The sequence below is a fragment of the Pseudomonas sp. GM78 genome (assembly GCF_000282475.1).
Classification (GTDB): domain Bacteria; phylum Pseudomonadota; class Gammaproteobacteria; order Pseudomonadales; family Pseudomonadaceae; genus Aquipseudomonas.
The window spans coordinates 1-17,664 of record NZ_AKJF01000125.1 but is presented as its reverse complement, the minus strand read 5'-3'; the positions used below and the strand labels follow the sequence as shown (position 1 = coordinate 17,664).

Genomic DNA, 17,664 nt, shown 5'->3' with positions numbered 1-17,664 from the left:
AACGCAGATCCCTGTGGGAGCGGGCTTGCCCGCGATAGCGGTGGGTCAGTCGACAACTATGTCGGCTGTGACTCAGTCATCGCGGGCAAGCCCGCTCCCACAGTGGATAGTGTGCAATTCAAACTCTTAGCCAGGCCCCACCCTTTGAAACTACCGTGACCGAGTCCTGACCGATGAACACAGAATTCCGTAAACCGCTGCCCGGCAGCCACCTGGATTACTTCGACGTCCGCGCGGCGGTCGAGGCCATCCAGCCCGGCGCCTATGACACCCTGCCGTACACCTCCCGCGTGCTGGCGGAAAACCTGGTGCGTCGCTGTGACCCGGCCACGCTGACCGAATCCCTGAAGCAATTCATCGAGCGCAAGCGCGACCTCGACTTCCCGTGGTTCCCGGCCCGTGTGGTGTGCCACGACATTCTTGGCCAGACCGCGCTGGTGGACCTCGCCGGCCTGCGTGACGCCATCGCCCAACAGGGCGGCGACCCGGCGCAAGTCAACCCGGTGGTGCCGACGCAACTGATCGTCGACCACTCCCTGGCCGTCGAGCGCGGTGGCTTCGATCCGGAGGCGTTCGAGAAGAACCGCGCCATCGAAGACCGTCGCAACGAAGACCGTTTCCACTTCATCAACTGGACCAAGAAGGCGTTCAAGAACGTCGACGTGATCCCGCCGGGCAACGGCATCATGCACCAGATCAACCTGGAGAAAATGTCTCCGGTGATCCAGGTGCGCGACGGCGTGGCGTTCCCTGACACCTGCGTCGGCACCGACAGCCACACCCCGCACGTCGATGCGCTGGGCGTGATCGCCATCGGTGTCGGTGGCCTGGAAGCCGAAAGCGTGATGCTTGGCCGCGCATCGTGGATGCGCCTGCCGGAAAGCGTCGGCGTCGAGCTCACCGGCAAGCTGCAACCGGGCATCACCGCCACCGACATGGTGCTGGCGCTGACCGAGTTCCTGCGCAAGCAAAAAGTCGTCGGTGCCTGGCTGGAATTCTTCGGCGAAGGCGCCGCGGCCCTGACCCTGGGCGACCGCGCGACCATCTCCAACATGGCCCCGGAATACGGCGCCACCGCGGCGATGTTCTACATCGACCAGCAAACCATCGACTACCTCAAGCTCACCGGCCGTGAAGACGAGCAGGTGCAGTTGGTCGAGAACTATGCCAAGACCACGGGCCTGTGGGCCGACAGCCTGAAGGGCGCGCAGTACGAGCGCGGCCTGACCTTCGACCTGTCTTCGGTGGTGCGCAACATGGCCGGCCCGAGCAACCCGCACGCCCGTGTGGCAGTGTCGGATCTGGCCGCCAAAGGCATCTCCGGCCAGTGGGAAGACGTGCCAGGCCAAATGCCGGACGGCGCTGTGATCATCGCCGCCATCACCAGCTGCACCAACACCAGCAACCCGCGCAACGTGATTGCCGCCGGCCTGCTGGCGCGCAACGCCAACAAGCTGGGCCTGACCCGCAAGCCGTGGGTCAAGTCGTCCCTGGCGCCGGGCTCGAAAACCGTGGCCCTGTACCTCGACGAAGCCGGCCTGACGGATGAGCTGGAGCAACTCGGTTTCGGCGTCGTGGCCTTTGCCTGCACCACCTGCAACGGCATGTCCGGTGCACTGGACCCGGTGATCCAGCAAGAGATCATCGACCGTGACCTGTACGCCACCGCTGTGTTGTCCGGCAACCGCAACTTCGACGGGCGGATTCACCCATACGCCAAGCAAGCGTTCCTGGCCTCGCCGCCACTGGTGGTCGCTTACGCCATCGCCGGCACCATCCGCTTCGACATCGAAAAAGACGTGCTGGGCGTGGTCGACGGCAAGGAAATCCGCCTGAAAGACATCTGGCCGAGCGACGAAGAAATCGACGCCGTGGTGAAAGCCTCGGTGAAGCCGGAGCAGTTCCGCCAGGTCTACATCCCGATGTTCGCCATCCACGAAGACACCGGCCCGAAAGTCGCGCCGCTTTACGACTGGCGCGAAATGAGCACCTACATCCGCCGTCCGCCGTACTGGGAAGGCGCACTGGCTGGCGCGCGTCCGCTCAAGGGCATGCGCCCGCTGGCGGTGCTGCCGGACAACATCACCACCGATCACCTGTCGCCATCCAACGCGATCATGCTTGATAGTGCGGCGGGTGAGTACTTGGCGAAAATGGGCCTGCCGGAAGAGGACTTCAACTCCTACGCGACTCATAGGGGCGACCATTTGACTGCGCAGCGTGCAACCTTCGCCAACCCGAAACTGTTCAACGAAATGGTTGTGGAAAACGGCAAGGTCAAGCAGGGCTCCCTGGCCCGTGTCGAGCCGGAAGGCAAAGTGATGCGCATGTGGGAAGCCATCGAGACCTACATGGATCGCAAGCAGCCGCTGATCATCATCGCCGGCGCCGACTACGGTCAGGGTTCGTCCCGCGACTGGGCAGCCAAAGGCGTGCGCCTGGCGGGTGTGGAAGCGATCGCCGCCGAAGGGTTCGAGCGCATTCACCGCACCAACCTGGTGGGCATGGGTGTGTTGCCGCTGGAGTTCAAGCCGGGCACCAACCGTCACACCCTGGCCATCGACGGCAGCGAAACCTACGACGTGATCGGCGATCGCACCCCGCGTGCCGAGCTGACGCTGGTGATCCATCGCAAGAACGGCGAACGCGTCGATGTGCCGGTGACCTGCCGCCTCGACACCGCTGAAGAAGTGTCGATCTACGAGGCCGGTGGCGTGCTGCAACGCTTCGCCCAGGACTTCCTCGAAGAATCGGCGGTTGCCGTTTAACACAGGCTTGCAGGCACGGGACTTCGGGTCCCGTGCCTGTTTTTGAAGGAGCACTCATGTCTCACGCACCGCAAATCAAGATCCCCGCTACCTACATGCGCGGCGGCACCAGTAAAGGCGTGTTCTTCAGCCTGAAAGACCTGCCAGAAGTAGCGCAGGTACCAGGCCCGGCCCGCGACGCCCTGTTGCTGCGCGTGATCGGTAGCCCCGACCCCTACGACAAGCAAATCGACGGCATGGGCGGCGCGACGTCCAGCACCAGCAAAACCGTGATCCTGTCGAAAAGCACCAAGGCCGATCACGACGTCGATTACCTGTTCGGCCAGGTGTCGATCGACAAGCCATTCGTCGACTGGAGCGGCAACTGCGGCAACCTGACCGCGGCGGTTGGCTCTTTCGCCATCAGCAACGGCCTGGTGGACGCCAGCCGCATTCCGCACAACGGCATTGCCGTGGTGCGCGTATGGCAGGCCAACATCGGCAAGACCATCATCGCCCACGTGCCGATCACCAACGGCGAAGTGCAGGAAACCGGTGATTTCGAACTCGACGGCGTGACCTTCCCGGCGGCGGAAGTGCAGGTCGAATTTCTCGATCCGGCAGCGGAAGAAGAGGGCGGTGGCGGTTCGATGTTCCCTACCGGCAACCTCGTGGATGACCTGGAAGTGCCCGGCGTCGGGACCTTCAAGGCAACCATGATCAACGCCGGCATCCCGACCATCTTCGTCAATGCCGAAGATATCGGCTACAAGGGCACCGAGCTGCAAGGCGCGATCAACGGCGATCCGAAAGCACTGCTGATGTTCGAAACCATCCGTGCCTACGGCGCACTGCGCATGGGCCTGATTTCCAACATCGACGAAGCGGCCAAGCGACAGCACACGCCGAAGGTGGCGTTCGTCGCCAAACCGGCGGATTACGTGTCGTCCAGCGGCAAAGCGGTGGCGGCGGGCGATGTCGACCTGCTGGTGCGCGCGCTGTCCATGGGCAAGCTGCACCACGCGATGATGGGCACGGCGGCAGTGGCCATCGGCACCGCGGCAGCGATTTCCGGCACGTTGGTCAACCTCGCGGCCGGCGGTGTGGAACGTAACGCGGTGCGCTTTGGTCATCCATCGGGCACTTTGCGCGTCGGCGCCGAGGCCAGCCTGGTGAACGGCGAATGGACCGTGAACAAAGCCATCATGAGCCGCAGTGCACGGGTGTTGATGGAAGGTTTCGTCCGCGTGCCGGGTGATTCGTTCTAACGTAAATTCAGACATCACCACAAATCCCTGTGGGAGCGGGCTTGCCCGCGATGAGGCCTTCACATTCAACATTTAAGTTGGCTGATGTACCGCCATCGCGGGCAAGCCCGCTCCCACAGTGGACTGCATTTCAACAATAAGAATCTTGTCAGCAACCGAGATCGATCCCTGTACCGAGGTCCCATCAACGAACCACTTGCCGAGTGAATCGAACATGAGCGCCAACGTCGACCTCAACAACCGCCCCGACTACGACCAGGTCCTGCAGGACATTGCCGACTACGTCCTCAACTACAGGATCGAATCCGAAGAGGCGCTAAATACCGCGCGCAATTGCCTGATCGATACCTTGGGCTGCGGCCTGCTGGCCCTGCGTTTTCCCGAATGTACCAAGCACCTGGGGCCTGTGGTCGAAGGCACCGTCGTGCCATTCGGCGCCCGGGTCCCCGGCACCAGTTATCGACTCGATCCGGTCAAGGCCGCGTGGGACATCGGCTGCATCGTGCGCTGGCTCGACTACAACGACACCTGGCTCGCCGCCGAGTGGGGCCATCCGTCGGATAACCTTGGCGGCATTCTGGCGGTGGCTGACCACCTGTCGCAAAAGCGCCTGGCCAATGGCGAGGCGCCGCTGACCGTTCGTACGGTGCTCGAAGCGATGATCATGGCCCATGAGATTCAGGGCGTGATCGCGCTGGAAAACTCGTTCAACCGCGTCGGCCTCGATCACGTCATCCTGGTGAAAGTCGCCTCCACCGCGGTCACCGCCAAGCTCATGGGCGCCAATCGTGAGCAGATGCTCTCGGCGTTGTCCCACGCTTTTGCCGATGGCCAGGCATTGCGCACCTACCGCCATGCGCCGAATGCCGGGTCGCGAAAGTCCTGGGCGGCGGGCGACGCCTCCAGTCGTGGTGTGCGCCTGGCGGACATCGCCATGCGCGGCGAGATGGGCATTCCCGGTGTGTTGAGTGCCAAACAGTGGGGCTTTTACGATGTGCTGTTCAGCCACACCAACAACGACCTGGCGCTCAAGCCGCAAGACAGGCGCCAGTTCAGCTTCTCGCGGCCATACGGCAGTTATGTGATGGAAAACGTGCTGTTCAAGATCAGTTTTCCCGCCGAATTCCACGCGCAAACCGCCTGTGAAGCCGCGGTGACCCTGCACCCGCAAGTGCGCAATCGCCTGCACGAAATCGACAGGATCGTCATCACCACCCATCAATCGGCGATCCGTATCATTTCCAAGGTCGGCCCGCTGGCCAATGCCGCCGACCGCGATCATTGCATCCAGTACATGACGGCGGTGCCACTGGCCTTCGGCAATCTGGTAGCCGAGCACTACGAAGATGATTTTCACAAGGCGCATCCGATCATCGATGTGCTGCGCGACAAGATGGTCATCGTCGAAAACCCGGATTACACCCGTGAATACCTGGAAGCCGACAAGCGCTCGATCGCCAATGCAATCGAGGTGATTTTCAAGGACGGTACCAGCACCGGGAACGCAATTGTGGAGTACCCGATTGGTCACCGTCGGCGCCGTCCCGAGGGCATTCCGTTGTTGGAGGAGAAGTTCAGGGCGAACCTGCTGACACGATTTACCGGGCAGCGTAGCGAGGAGATTTTTGCGTTGTGCAAGGATCAGGCGCGGCTTGAGGCAACGCCCGTGAACCGGTTTGTGGATATGTTTGTTATCTAGGAGACCGCGTTATCGTTCAATCGCCAGCAGGCTGGCTCCCACAGGGGATATGCGGTGAGCACAAATCAACTGTGCCAGCCTGCTGGCGATGAGGCCGGAACAGGCGATAGAGATTTATTTGAAGCGCCGCTCCACACCTTTCTCCACCAGGATTTTCGCGGAAATCTCTTCCACCGAAAAATGCGTGGAGTTGATATTCGGAATGTTCTCGCGGCGGAACAGGTTTTCCACCTCGCGCACTTCGAATTCGCACTGGGCGTAGCTCGAATAGCGGCTGTTGGGCTTGCGCTCGTTGCGGATCGCGGTGAGACGGTCCGGGTCGATGGTCAGGCCGAACAGCTTGTGCTGGTGGGCGCGCAGGGCGCTGGGCAGTTGCAGGCGCTCCATGTCGTCTTCGGTCAGCGGGTAGTTGGCCGCGCGGATGCCGAATTGCATGGCCATGTACAGGCAGGTCGGGGTCTTGCCGCAGCGCGATACGCCCACCAGGATCAGGTCGGCCTTGTCGTAATAATGCGTGCGGGCACCGTCGTCGTTGTCGAGGGCGAAGTTCACCGCCTCGATACGCTCCATGTAATTGGTGTTGGCACCGATGGAGTGGGATTTGCCCACGGTATAGGAGGAATGCTCGGTCAGTTCCTGTTCAAGTGGCGCCAGGAAGGTCGAGAAAATGTCGATCATGAAACCATTGGAAGTCGCGAGGATCTCACGAATGTCCTGATTGACGATGGTATCGAAGATAATCGGACGGAAGCCGTCGGTTTCGGCGGCTTTGTTGATTTGTTGTACCATGGCCCGCGCTTTATCCACGCTGTCGATGTACGGCCGCGTGAATTTGCTGAAGGTAATGTTTTCGAACTGCGCCAAAAGGCTTTGGCCGAGGGTTTCGGCGGTAATGCCGGTGCCATCGGAGATAAAGAAAGCAGATCGTTTCATTTGCACCTTGGGCCTTAAGCTAGTGACGATTCTTGGATATGATAGGCGCGATTTGCCGGCCGCCAATGGCCCGCATTCTCACTTATTTTCCAGGTCCAGGCCATACAGCTGGCAAACGCTCCCCCGAGCAGCCGGCTTCTGAGCTTTTCCAACACAGTTAGTGGAGAGATCACCTTGGTAGAGTACGTAGTTTCCCTCGATAAGCTCGGCAAACACGATGTTGAGCATGTGGGGGGCAAGAACGCATCCCTGGGCGAGATGATCAGCAATCTTGCGGGTGCCGGTGTATCGGTACCCGGTGGCTTCGCCACGACCGCTCAGGCATATCGTGATTTCCTGGAACTGAGCGGCCTGAACCAGCAGATTCATGACGCCCTGGATGCCCTGGACGTCGACGACGTGAATGCCCTGGCCAAGACCGGCGCCCAGATCCGCCAATGGATCATGGAAGCCGAGTTCCCGGAAAAACTGAACACCGAGATCCGCACCGCGTTCGCCGCGCTGTCCGCCGGTAACCCCGACGTGGCCGTGGCCGTGCGTTCTTCCGCTACCGCCGAAGACTTGCCTGATGCGTCCTTCGCCGGTCAGCAGGAAACCTTCCTGAACATCCGTGGTGTCGAAAACGTCATTCGCGCCGCCAAGGAAGTGTTTGCCTCCCTTTTCAACGATCGCGCGATTTCCTATCGCGTGCACCAGGGCTTCGACCACAAGTTGGTAGCCCTGTCGGCCGGCGTACAGCGCATGGTCCGCTCCGAAACCGGCACCGCTGGCGTGATGTTCACCCTCGATACCGAATCGGGCTTCCGTGACGTGGTGTTCATCACCGGCGCCTACGGCCTGGGTGAAACCGTCGTACAAGGCGCGGTGAACCCGGATGAATTCTACGTCCACAAAGGCACGCTGGCCGCCGGTCGCCCGGCGATCCTGCGCCGCAACCTGGGCAGCAAGGCCATCAAGATGATCTACGGCGACGAGGCCAAGGCCGGTCGTTCGGTCAAGACCGTCGATGTCGACAAGGCCGAACGTGCGCGTTTCTGCCTGACCGACGCCGAAGTCAGCGAGCTGGCCAAGCAGGCGATGATCATCGAGAAGCACTACCAGTGCCCGATGGACATCGAGTGGGCCAAGGACGGTGATGACGGCAAGCTGTACATCGTGCAGGCCCGTCCGGAAACCGTGAAGAGCCGCACCCAGGCCAACGTCATGGAACGTTACCTGTTGAAGGAAACCGGCACCGTGCTGGTCGAAGGTCGTGCCATTGGCCAGCGCATCGGCGCCGGCAAGGTGCGCATCATCAAGGACGTGTCCGAGATGGACAAGGTTCAGCCAGGCGACGTACTGGTCTCCGACATGACCGACCCGGACTGGGAACCGGTCATGAAGCGCGCCAGCGCCATCGTCACCAACCGTGGCGGCCGTACCTGCCACGCGGCGATCATCGCCCGTGAGCTGGGCATCCCGGCCGTGGTCGGTTGCGGCAATGCCACCCAGCTGTTGAAAGACGGCCAGGGCGTGACTGTTTCCTGCGCTGAAGGCGACACCGGTTTCATCTTCGAAGGCGAACTGGGCTTCGACATCAAGAAGAACTCCGTGGACGCCATGCCTGATCTGCCGTTCAAGATCATGATGAACGTCGGCAACCCGGACCGCGCCTTCGACTTCGCGCAGCTGCCGAACGCCGGTGTGGGCCTGGCCCGCCTGGAGTTCATCATCAACCGCATGATCGGCGTGCACCCTAAAGCGCTGTTGAACTACGACGGCCTGCCGCAGGACATCAAGGAAAGCGTCGACAAGCGCATTGCCGGCTACAACGACCCGGTCGGCTTCTACGTCGAGAAACTGGTCGAAGGCATCAGCACCCTGGCGGCCGCGTTCTATCCGAAAAAGGTCATCGTGCGCCTGTCGGACTTCAAGTCCAACGAATACGCCAACCTGATCGGCGGCAAGCTCTACGAGCCGGAAGAAGAGAACCCGATGCTGGGCTTCCGTGGCGCCTCGCGTTACATCAGCGAGTCGTTCCGCGACTGCTTCGAGCTCGAGTGCCGTGCTCTGAAGCGCGTGCGCAACGAGATGGGCCTGACCAACGTCGAAATCATGGTGCCGTTCGTCCGTACCCTGGGCGAAGCGAGCCAGGTAGTGGACCTGCTGGCCGAAAACGGCCTGGCCCGTGGCGACAACGGCCTGCGCGTCATCATGATGTGCGAACTGCCGTCCAACGCGATCCTGGCTGAAGAATTCCTCGAATTCTTCGATGGTTTCTCCATCGGCTCCAACGACCTGACCCAGCTCACCCTGGGCCTGGACCGTGACTCCGGGATCATCGCGCACCTGTTCGACGAGCGAAATCCTGCGGTCAAGAAGCTGCTGGCCAACGCCATTGCCGCCTGCAACAAGGCTGGCAAGTACATCGGTATTTGCGGTCAGGGCCCTTCGGACCACCCGGACCTGGCCAAGTGGCTGATGGAGCAGGGCATCGAAAGCGTTTCGTTGAACCCCGATTCCGTACTGGAAACCTGGTTCTTCCTGGCGGAAGGTCAAGCGCAAGCTTGATGGTGTGAACGGCTCACTCCCTGTAGGAGCGAGGCTTGCCCGCGATGGCGTTTTCAAGATCGCCATCGCCAGCAAGCTGTGCTCCTACAAGGGGTAGGCTGTTCTTGGAGATTCAAGCAGGGCGGGCTCCTTCGGATGCCGCCCTTTTTTGTGCAAGAGATTATGCAAAGCAGCAGCAACCTGTTTCCTGTCGCCCTGATCAGCGCCGAGCGGCGCGGTGATCTGAGCGAAGATGTCTACCGGTTGAAACCCGGTAACAGCCCCGACGGCACCGTAGAATTGGCGGTGACGCGCCTTGGCATGGCTGATGAATCGGCCTCCCGTGGCGTGCCGGTGATCCTGTTGCACGGCAGTTTTTCCAATCGGCGTTTCTGGTTCTCCCCCAAGGGGTTGGGCCTGGGAGCCTATCTGACGCGCCTGGGATTCGATGTCTGGATCGCGGAAATGCGCGGTCACGGCCTGTCCCGGCGCAACCAGAACTATCGCAAGAACCGTGTTGCCGACTACGCGCGTTACGATCTGCCCGCCATTGGCGCGTTCGTGCGCGAGCAAAGCGGCCAGGTCCCGCACTGGATCGGCCATTCGCTGGGCGGTATCACCCTGGCGGCGGCGTTGGGCGGCCAACACATTGGCGAGCCCGTGGTCGCGTCCGCGGCGTTCTTTGGCACGCAAGTCAGCCGCACCTACTGGCCGCTGAAGATTCCACCGGTGGAATGGAGTGGTCGTTTCATCCTCAAGCGCTTTGCCCAGCTGTCCGGTTCACGGCTCAAGCGTGGCCCGGAGGACGAGCCGATTGGCCTGGCCCTGGAAAGCATGCGCTGGTACGGTCTGTTCGGGCGCTTTGGCGATGCCGACAAGGACTGGTGGGCGGGCCTGGCCGAGGTCAGGATGCCAGTGCTGGCGGTGAGCGCCGCGGGCGATCATCAGGACCCGGCCTGGGCTTGTCGCAAGTTGTTCGACCAGCTGGGTTCCGAGCACAAGCAATTCATCAACCTGGGACGCGAGCAGGGTTTTGCCGATAATTTCGGTCATGTGGAAATGTTGGTAAGCAAAGCTGCCCAGGCTGAAGTCTGGCCGTTGGTCGCTCGCTGGCTGGTGGATCAGCAGACGCCGTTGCTCGGTGATCAAGCGGATTTGGCCGCGGCGATCTAAGCTGGACGCTCTATCAAGGGCATTTCGCTCTGGTCGGGTTGCGGCTAAGATATGACGCATTGAGCTGTTCTGGTCATTTTCCGTGACTGAATCAGTAGTGATGTTCGTGCTTTCTTCCTCTTTACAGGAGTTTCTCGATGAACCATTACCTCACCCCTGACCTGTGCGACGCCTACCCTGAACTGGTGCAGGTGCTGGAACCGATGTTCAGCAATTTCGGTGGCCGGGACTCCTTCGGCGGCGAGATCGTGACCATCAAGTGCTTCGAAGACAACTCGCTGGTCAAGGAGCAAGCCGAGCTCAAGGGTAATGGCAAAGTGTTGGTAGTCGATGGTGGAGGCTCCCTGCGCCGGGCGTTGCTGGGCGATATGATCGCCGAGAAAGCCGCAAAAAACGGCTGGGAAGGGCTGGTGATCTACGGTTGCATCCGTGACGTCGACGTCATCGCGCAAACCGACCTGGGGGTCCAGGCATTGGCCAGCCACCCGATGAAAACCGACAAGCGCGGTATCGGCGACCTGAATGTTGCCGTGACCTTCGCCGGCGTGACCTTTCATCCCGGCCATTACATTTATGCGGACAACAACGGCGTGATCGTCTCGCCGAGCCCACTGAAGATGCCTGAGTAAGATTCAGCCGATTTTTTTGAAGAATGGAATGCGGATGTTCGAGGAAGAAAACGCGCAATGGGGGCTGGTACATGCCCTGGTGCTGGACGGTAAAGGCGGTGCGCGTTCGATAGCCCGGACAGAACTCGACGAATTGCAGCTGCAGGCCCACGAAAGCCTGTGGCTGCATTGGGATCGCAGTCACCCGCAAACCCAGACCTGGCTGCGCAAATCCAGCGGACTGAGTGAGTTCAGCTGCGACCTCCTGCTGGAAGAAAACACCCGTCCGCGTCTTCTACAGCTTTCCGACAGCGAGCTGCTGCTATTTTTGCGCGGGGTAAACCTCAATCCGGGGGCCGAGCCAGAAGACATGGTGTCGGTGCGCATCTTCGGCTCCGCCCAGCGGGTGATTTCCCTGCGTTTGCGTCCGTTGCGTGCCACTGAAGAACTGCTGGTGCAACTGGAGGCAGGCAAGGGGCCGAAAACCGCCTCCGAACTCATTCTCTACATGGCCCAGTACCTCACCAACAAGGTGCAGGACCTGGTCAGTTGCCTCTCGGAAGTGGTCGATGAGGAAGAGGAAAGGCTGGATTCCGACGAACGGTATACTCCCGAGCACGGTGCCGTTTTGCAGATCCGTCGCCGGGCTGCTGCGTTGAAGCGGTTTCTCGCTCCGCAGCGGGACATTTTTGGTCAGCTGACACGAATCAAATTGCCCTGGTTCGTCGAGGACGATGGGGATTACTGGAACGAATTGAACAACAGCCTGACCCGCTATCTCGAGGAGCTGGAATTAACCCGGGAGCGCGTGGGGCTGGTCCTGGAGACCGAAGACCGACGATTGAGCGTGCGCATGAACCGCACCATGTATCGCTTCGGCATCATCACCGGGATTTTTTTGCCGATGAGTTTTTTGACCGGTCTTTTGGGGATCAACGTCGGGGGCATTCCATTTTCAGAAAGCCCCTATGGCTTCCTCGTCGCCTGCCTGCTGATGATCTCGGTGGCGCTCGGGCAGTGGTGGTTATTCCGACGTTTGCGCTGGGTTTGAATGTGCGCCATGTGACCCAGGTAAATTTGACCGCGTCTTTCACAGACATCACGAGAGGTGCGTATGCACGATCCGTTTGAACAGTCTTTGCGCGACATGCTCAAGGCATCACCGTCCACCCGGGACGACGATGCGTGCCTGGGACGTGTCCTGAAAACCGCCAATCGCCAGGTTGGCGCCGGTGATTTGTTCAGCCTGCTGGGCCGCTGGTTGCCCGCCCTGATGATCGCCCTCAATAACAGTTCGGCCCATGTCGCGCCGGTCTCCCGTCTTCGTAAACCTACCGCTCGCACCGCTGATAAGGCTGATTGAATATGGAACTTGATCTCTGGACACAGAGCCTCGTCACTGCAATGACTGCGTTATGGACCAAGGTTGCGAACTTCATTCCGAATCTGTTTGGCGCACTGGTCGTGCTCCTGCTCGGCTTTGTCGTAGCCAAGCTGCTGGACACCCTGCTGTCGAAATTGCTCGCAAAATTGGGCCTGGATCGCTTGATGGGCGGTACCGGCTTGACCAAATTGTTGTCCCGCGCGGGACTTCAGGTACCTATCTCCACGCTGATCGGCAAAATCGTCTATTGGTTCGTTCTGCTGATTTTTCTGGTTTCTGCCGCAGAATCCCTTGGACTTGAGCGAGTTTCAGCTACGCTGGATATGCTTGCGTTGTATTTGCCGAAAGTATTCGGCGCGGCGCTGGTGCTGCTGGTGGGTGTCTTGCTCGCGCAATTGGCCAATGGGCTGGTGCGCGGAGCGGCAGAAGGCGTAGGCCTGGACTACGCTTCGGGGCTTGGGAGAATTGCCCAGGGCCTGGTGATCATCATCAGTATTTCGGTCGCGATCAGTCAGTTGGAGGTCAAGACTGACCTGCTCAACCACGTGATCGTGATCGTATTGATTACCGTTGGTCTGGCGGTTGCGCTGGCCATGGGGTTGGGAAGCCGGGAAATTGCCGGTCAGATTCTTGCGGGAATCTATGTGCGTGAGTTGTACCAGGTTGGGCAACAAGTGCGAGTTGGAGAGGTCGAAGGGCAGATCGAAGAGATCGGCACGGTTAAAACTACATTGCTGACCGATGAGGGTGAGCTAGTCTCTCTTTCCAATCGGATCCTCCTCGAGCAGCATGTGAGTAGCCGCTAACCCGGCAAACCCTGCTAATGTATGCCCCCGCAAAATGCCGCCTGATGCTGGCTGCGGCGGACATTGACCTGACTGTCGGCACGACTTGTTTTGAATAAAGCCCAATCGCTATCCATGCGCTACGACCCCCGCGAGCTCTCTGATGAGGAGTTGGTCGCGCGCTCGCATACCGAGCTGTTTCACGTAACGCGCGCCTATGAAGAACTGATGCGGCGTTACCAACGAACATTATTTAACGTCTGTGCACGGTATCTCGGGAACGATCGCGACGCTGATGATGTCTGTCAGGAGGTCATGTTGAAGGTGCTGTATGGCCTGAAGAACTTCGAGGGCAAATCGAAGTTCAAGACATGGCTATATAGCATCACGTACAACGAGTGCATTACGCAGTATCGGAAGGAACGGCGAAAGCGTCGCTTGATGGACGCCTTGAGTCTTGACCCCCTCGAGGAAGCGTCTGAAGAAAAGGCGCCGAAACCCGAGGAGAAGGGTGGACTTGATCGCTGGTTAGTGTATGTGAACCCGATTGACCGCGAAATTCTGGTGCTACGATTTGTCGCAGAGCTGGAGTTTCAGGAGATCGCAGACATCATGCACATGGGCTTGAGCGCCACAAAAATGCGGTACAAACGCGCTCTAGATAAATTGCGTGAGAAATTTGCAGGCATTGCTGAAACTTAGTTCGGCGCAAATATCTCTTACGTGTAGGCAAGTTCTGATAGACTTGCCGCCGAGTTGTCCCCCGGTTTGCGGGACTGCTTCACAATCACCAGATGGGGATTTAACGGATGAAACTGAAAAACACCTTGGGCTTGGCCATTGGTTCTCTTATTGCCGCCACTTCGATCGGCGCTCTGGCACAGGGCCAAGGCGCAGTTGAAATCGAAGGCTTCGCAAAGAAAGAGTACTATGACAGCGACCGTAACTTCAAAAACGACGGCAATCTGTTCGGTGGTTCTGTTGGTTACTTCCTGACCGACGACGTTGAACTGCGTCTGGCTTACGACGAAGTGCACAACGTACGTTCCGACTCTGGCCAGAACATCAAAGGCGCGGACACCGCTCTGGATGCTCTGTACCACTTCAACAACCCGGGCGACATGCTGCGTCCGTACGTCTCGGCCGGTTTCTCCGACCAGAGCATCGACCAGAACGGTTCGAACGGTCGTAACCGTTCCACCTTCGCCAACGTTGGTGGCGGCGCCAAGCTGTACTTCACCGACAACTTCTACGCCCGTGCTGGCGTTGAAGCTCAGTACAACATCGACCAGGGCAACACCGAGTGGGCTCCTAGCGTCGGTATCGGTGTGAACTTCGGTGGCGGCTCCAAGCCAGCTCCTGCTCCAGTTCCAGCACCAGAAGTCTGCTCCGACAGCGACAACGATGGCGTGTGCGACAACGTTGACAAGTGCCCGGACACCCCAGCCAACGTAACTGTTGACGCTGATGGCTGCCCAGCAGTTGCTGAAGTTGTTCGTGTTGAGCTGGACGTGAAATTCGACTTCGACAAGTCGGTAGTCAAGCCTAACAGCTACGGCGACATCAAGAACCTGGCTGACTTCATGAAGCAGTACCCATCCACCAGCACCACTGTTGAAGGTCACACTGACTCCGTCGGTCCTGACGCTTACAACCAGAAACTGTCCGAGCGTCGTGCAAACGCCGTTAAGCAAGTTCTGACCAACCAGTACGGTGTTGAATCGTCCCGCGTTCAGTCTGTTGGCTACGGCGAATCCCGCCCAGTTGCTGACAACGCTACTGACGCTGGCCGTGCTGTAAACCGTCGCGTAGAAGCGCAGGTTGAAGCTCAAGCTAAGTAATTAGCCCGCAGCTTTGAGAAAAGCCCGGCTCAGGCCGGGCTTTTCTTTGCCTGCGATTTGAGCCCCTGTAGGAGCCAGGCTTGCCGGCGAAGAACGATGACGCGGTGCAGCAGGCATACCGCAGCGTCTGGTTCGCCGGCAAGCCTGGCTCCTACAGGTGGACCAAACCCTGCGGTGTGCCTAGGCCGCAGTTTCCGCAGAATCCTGCAAAAGCTCCGATCCTTTGATCTGTTCACCAGCCGCAACCGCACCGATCACCAATATGGCCGGGCTTTTCAGCTCGAAGGCGTAGGCATCTTCCTCCATGGCCGTCAGATCGCTCCTGCATTCACGCTGATGGGGCAGTGAAGCGTTTTCGATCATCGCCACCGGCGTATCCTCCGCCATCCCTCCGGCCAACAGTTGCTCGCGGATTTCGCTGAGCTTGGCCACGCCCATGTAGATCACCAGGGTCGTTCCACCCTGGGCCAGTGCCTGCCAGTTCAGGCTGCTGCCGTCCTGGGTATGGGCGGTGACCAGTGTCACGCCGCGCGCCACACCGCGCAGGGTCAGTGGAATATCGCATTGGGTGGCGCCGGCGAGCCCGGCAGTGATGCCATTGACCAGCTCGGCCTCCACCCCGCGCTCGCGCAACCACTGGGCCTCTTCGCCACCGCGCCCGAAAATGCACGGGTCGCCCCCTTTGAGCCGCACCACGCATTTGCCCTGCCGGGCGTAACGCAACATCAGGCGATGGATGAACGCTTGCGGCGTGGAGCGGCAACCACCGCGTTTGCCCACCGCAATGACCCGCGCCTCAGGGCAGTGTTCGAGTATCGCGCCATTGACCAGGTCATCGATCAGCACCACGTCCGCTTCCTTCAATGCGCGCACCGCCTTGAGGGTCAGCAATTCAGGATCGCCGGGACCTGCACCCACCAGCCAGACTTTTGCGTTCATAGTGTTTTTCCTCACGAAATGACGATGATCGGTTTTAACGGCAATGCAGGCTCAGCCATGGAACACCAGGAACAGCAACGCCAGGTTCGCCAGCAGCGACAGCAGGGCCAATGTCCGCCAAACCTTCAGCGGTTCGCGCTCCAGCAATGGCCTGGGGCGTACGCTTAAACTGCGTCGCTCCCCCTGTTCCAGCAGCCGCAACCACTCCTCGGCAGTTTCAAAGCGTTGCGCCGGGTCTGCGGCCACCGCGCGTTCCAGGCTTTGCGCAATCCATTCCGGCAGGTCGGGGCGGTAGCGACTGGCGCTGACCGGAACGCCGAACCGAGGGCGTTGAAAGGCTTCGATTTCACCGTAGGGAAATTGCCCGGTGAGCAGAAAATACAAAGTCACCCCCACCGCATACAGGTCCTGTTGCGCCGTCGGTGCATCGCCGCGAAAGGCTTCCGGGGCGATATAGCTGGGGGTTCCGGGCAGGGTGCTGGGTTGGTCCTCAGACAGGCCAGGGCAGTAGGCGAGGCCGAAATCCAGCAGGCGCAACTCGCCGTCGTCCCCCGACAGCAGGTTCTGCGGCTTGATATCGCGATGCAGGATCTGCCGTCGATGCAGCATGCCGACCGCTCGCAGCAGGCGTTCAGCCACGTCCCGCCATTGGGCCAGGGGCATGGGTCCGATCTGTTCATGCACTTGCGCAAGGGTCGAGCCCGAATACTCACGCATCACGTAGTACAGATGCTGGCGCTGGCTGGCCGCATGCACTTCAGGGAAGTGCCGCCCGGCCACGCGCTTGAGGAACCACTCTTCGGACAGCAACGCTTGCCCGGCCTGATGATCGTCATGCAGGCGAGGAGGCAGGGTTTTCAGCAGCCAGGGCTGCTGCTGGCTGTCGCGTACCCGATAGAGCAACGACTGCTGGCTCTGGCCGAGAATCCCTTCAATCTGCCAGCCCTCGAACACCTGGCCCGGTTTCAGTGCCGGGGGCAGCGGCCATTGCTGCAGATGGATCAATGCATCGCCGATGTTCGCTTCACCCAGGGCATCGACCCGCACCAGCAGTGCGCTGGCGTTATCCTGACTGCCCGCCAGGTGCGCGGCGTTGACCAGGGTTTGCGCGGCGCTGTCCAGGTCCGGTTGGTCACGCAGGATCGCCGCAATGGCGGTGTCGCCCAGGACCGCCCATACACCGTCACTGAGTAGCAGAAAGCTTTCATCGATGCGCAATTCGCCATCGAGAAAATCCAGCACCAGGTGCTGATCCAGACCCAGTGCACGCTTGAGCACATGCTGCATGCCCGGTTGGTCCCATACATGATCTTCGCTGACCCGCTGCAACTGCTCGGCGTGCCAGCGATACACCCGGCAATCGCCGACATGGGCCAGGGTAAAACGCCGGCCACGCAGCACCAGGGCGCTGACGGTGGTCAGCAACGGTTGGCCTGCGCCGTTGGCCTGCAGCCAGCGGTTTTGCGCCAGCAGCAGGCGATCCAGTGCCTGGGCCACGCCCCAGGTTTCCGGCGTGGCGTAGTAATCCAGTGCCAGGGCCTGCAAGGTCGAGCGAGCCGCCAGGCCACCGTCGGCACACTGGCTGACGCCATCGGCGATGGCGAACAGGTAGCCTTTGCTGGCTGCCAGCGCCGGGGCCGGCGTGACGAGGCGCAAGGCATCCTGATTCTCATCGCGTGGACCGATGGCGCTGGCTTGCGCGAAACTCAATTGCAGGCTCATGGCGGCGTCAGACCCGAGCAGCCGTTACGGCGGGGG

General features: G+C 60.3%; 14 protein-coding genes. 11 read left to right on the top strand and 3 right to left on the bottom strand.

Annotated elements, in window-relative coordinates:
• The first annotated feature begins 173 nt into the window (after nt 1-173).
• The 3 genes from acnD (at nt 174) to prpD (ending at nt 5,714) form a co-directional block, all read left to right on the top strand.
• The gene (gene acnD, locus PMI35_RS11735) at nt 174-2,768 is read left to right on the top strand and encodes a Fe/S-dependent 2-methylisocitrate dehydratase AcnD (RefSeq protein ID WP_008061723.1); all 2,595 of its coding nucleotides are present in this window, start codon (nt 174-176) and stop codon (nt 2,766-2,768) included.
• A 56-nt stretch (nt 2,769-2,824) separates the two neighbouring features.
• Nucleotides 2,825-4,015, top strand: coding sequence for a 2-methylaconitate cis-trans isomerase PrpF (gene prpF / locus PMI35_RS11740; RefSeq protein WP_008061722.1), 1,191 nt, complete (start codon nt 2,825-2,827; stop codon nt 4,013-4,015).
• A 214-nt stretch (nt 4,016-4,229) separates the two neighbouring features.
• Nucleotides 4,230-5,714 carry a 2-methylcitrate dehydratase gene (gene prpD / locus PMI35_RS11745; protein WP_008061721.1) on the top strand — a complete coding sequence of 495 codons (1,485 nt, stop codon included), beginning with the start codon at nt 4,230-4,232 and terminating at the stop codon, nt 5,712-5,714.
• 114 nt (nt 5,715-5,828) lie between these two features.
• Here the strand turns inward: prpD and ppsR are convergent, their stop codons facing one another.
• A complete protein-coding gene (gene ppsR, locus PMI35_RS11750; RefSeq protein WP_008061720.1) occupies nt 5,829-6,647 on the bottom strand; it encodes a posphoenolpyruvate synthetase regulatory kinase/phosphorylase PpsR in 819 nt (272 codons plus the stop codon).
• 174 nt (nt 6,648-6,821) lie between these two features.
• On the opposite strand from ppsR, the gene ppsA reads away from it, so the two are divergent.
• The 8 genes from ppsA (at nt 6,822) to PMI35_RS11790 (ending at nt 14,967) form a co-directional block, all read left to right on the top strand.
• Nucleotides 6,822-9,197, top strand: coding sequence for a phosphoenolpyruvate synthase (gene ppsA / locus PMI35_RS11755; RefSeq protein WP_008061719.1), 2,376 nt, complete (start codon nt 6,822-6,824; stop codon nt 9,195-9,197).
• A 162-nt stretch (nt 9,198-9,359) separates the two neighbouring features.
• A complete protein-coding gene (locus PMI35_RS11760) occupies nt 9,360-10,349 on the top strand; it encodes an alpha/beta fold hydrolase (protein ID WP_032831791.1) in 990 nt (329 codons plus the stop codon).
• A gap of 137 nt (nt 10,350-10,486) precedes the next feature.
• Nucleotides 10,487-10,978, top strand: coding sequence for a ribonuclease E activity regulator RraA (rraA, locus tag PMI35_RS11765; RefSeq protein WP_008061717.1), 492 nt, complete (start codon nt 10,487-10,489; stop codon nt 10,976-10,978).
• A 34-nt stretch (nt 10,979-11,012) separates the two neighbouring features.
• On the top strand, nt 11,013-12,008 hold the full coding sequence (locus PMI35_RS11770) for a zinc transporter ZntB (RefSeq protein ID WP_008061710.1): 996 nt from the start codon (nt 11,013-11,015) through the stop codon (nt 12,006-12,008).
• Nucleotides 12,009-12,071: 63 nt separating this feature from the next.
• The gene (locus tag PMI35_RS11775) at nt 12,072-12,320 is read left to right on the top strand and encodes a hypothetical protein (RefSeq protein ID WP_008061709.1); all 249 of its coding nucleotides are present in this window, start codon (nt 12,072-12,074) and stop codon (nt 12,318-12,320) included.
• A gap of 2 nt (nt 12,321-12,322) precedes the next feature.
• Nucleotides 12,323-13,147: a mechanosensitive ion channel family protein gene (locus tag PMI35_RS11780; protein WP_008048604.1), complete on the top strand. Its 825-nt coding sequence runs from the start codon at nt 12,323-12,325 to the stop codon at nt 13,145-13,147.
• A gap of 90 nt (nt 13,148-13,237) precedes the next feature.
• Entirely contained in the window at nt 13,238-13,828 is a 591-nt protein-coding gene (gene sigX, locus PMI35_RS11785; protein ID WP_075949123.1) for an RNA polymerase sigma factor SigX, read from the top strand.
• Nucleotides 13,829-13,935: 107 nt separating this feature from the next.
• Entirely contained in the window at nt 13,936-14,967 is a 1,032-nt protein-coding gene (locus PMI35_RS11790; protein ID WP_008061708.1) for an OmpA family protein, read from the top strand.
• A gap of 180 nt (nt 14,968-15,147) precedes the next feature.
• On the opposite strand, the gene cobA is transcribed toward PMI35_RS11790, so the two are convergent.
• Entirely contained in the window at nt 15,148-15,906 is a 759-nt protein-coding gene (cobA, locus tag PMI35_RS11795; RefSeq protein WP_008061707.1) for a uroporphyrinogen-III C-methyltransferase, read from the bottom strand.
• Nucleotides 15,907-15,957: 51 nt separating this feature from the next.
• On the bottom strand, nt 15,958-17,628 hold the full coding sequence (locus PMI35_RS11800; RefSeq protein ID WP_008061706.1) for a bifunctional protein-serine/threonine kinase/phosphatase: 1,671 nt from the start codon (nt 17,626-17,628) through the stop codon (nt 15,958-15,960).
• Between the last annotated feature and the right edge of the window lie 36 nt (nt 17,629-17,664).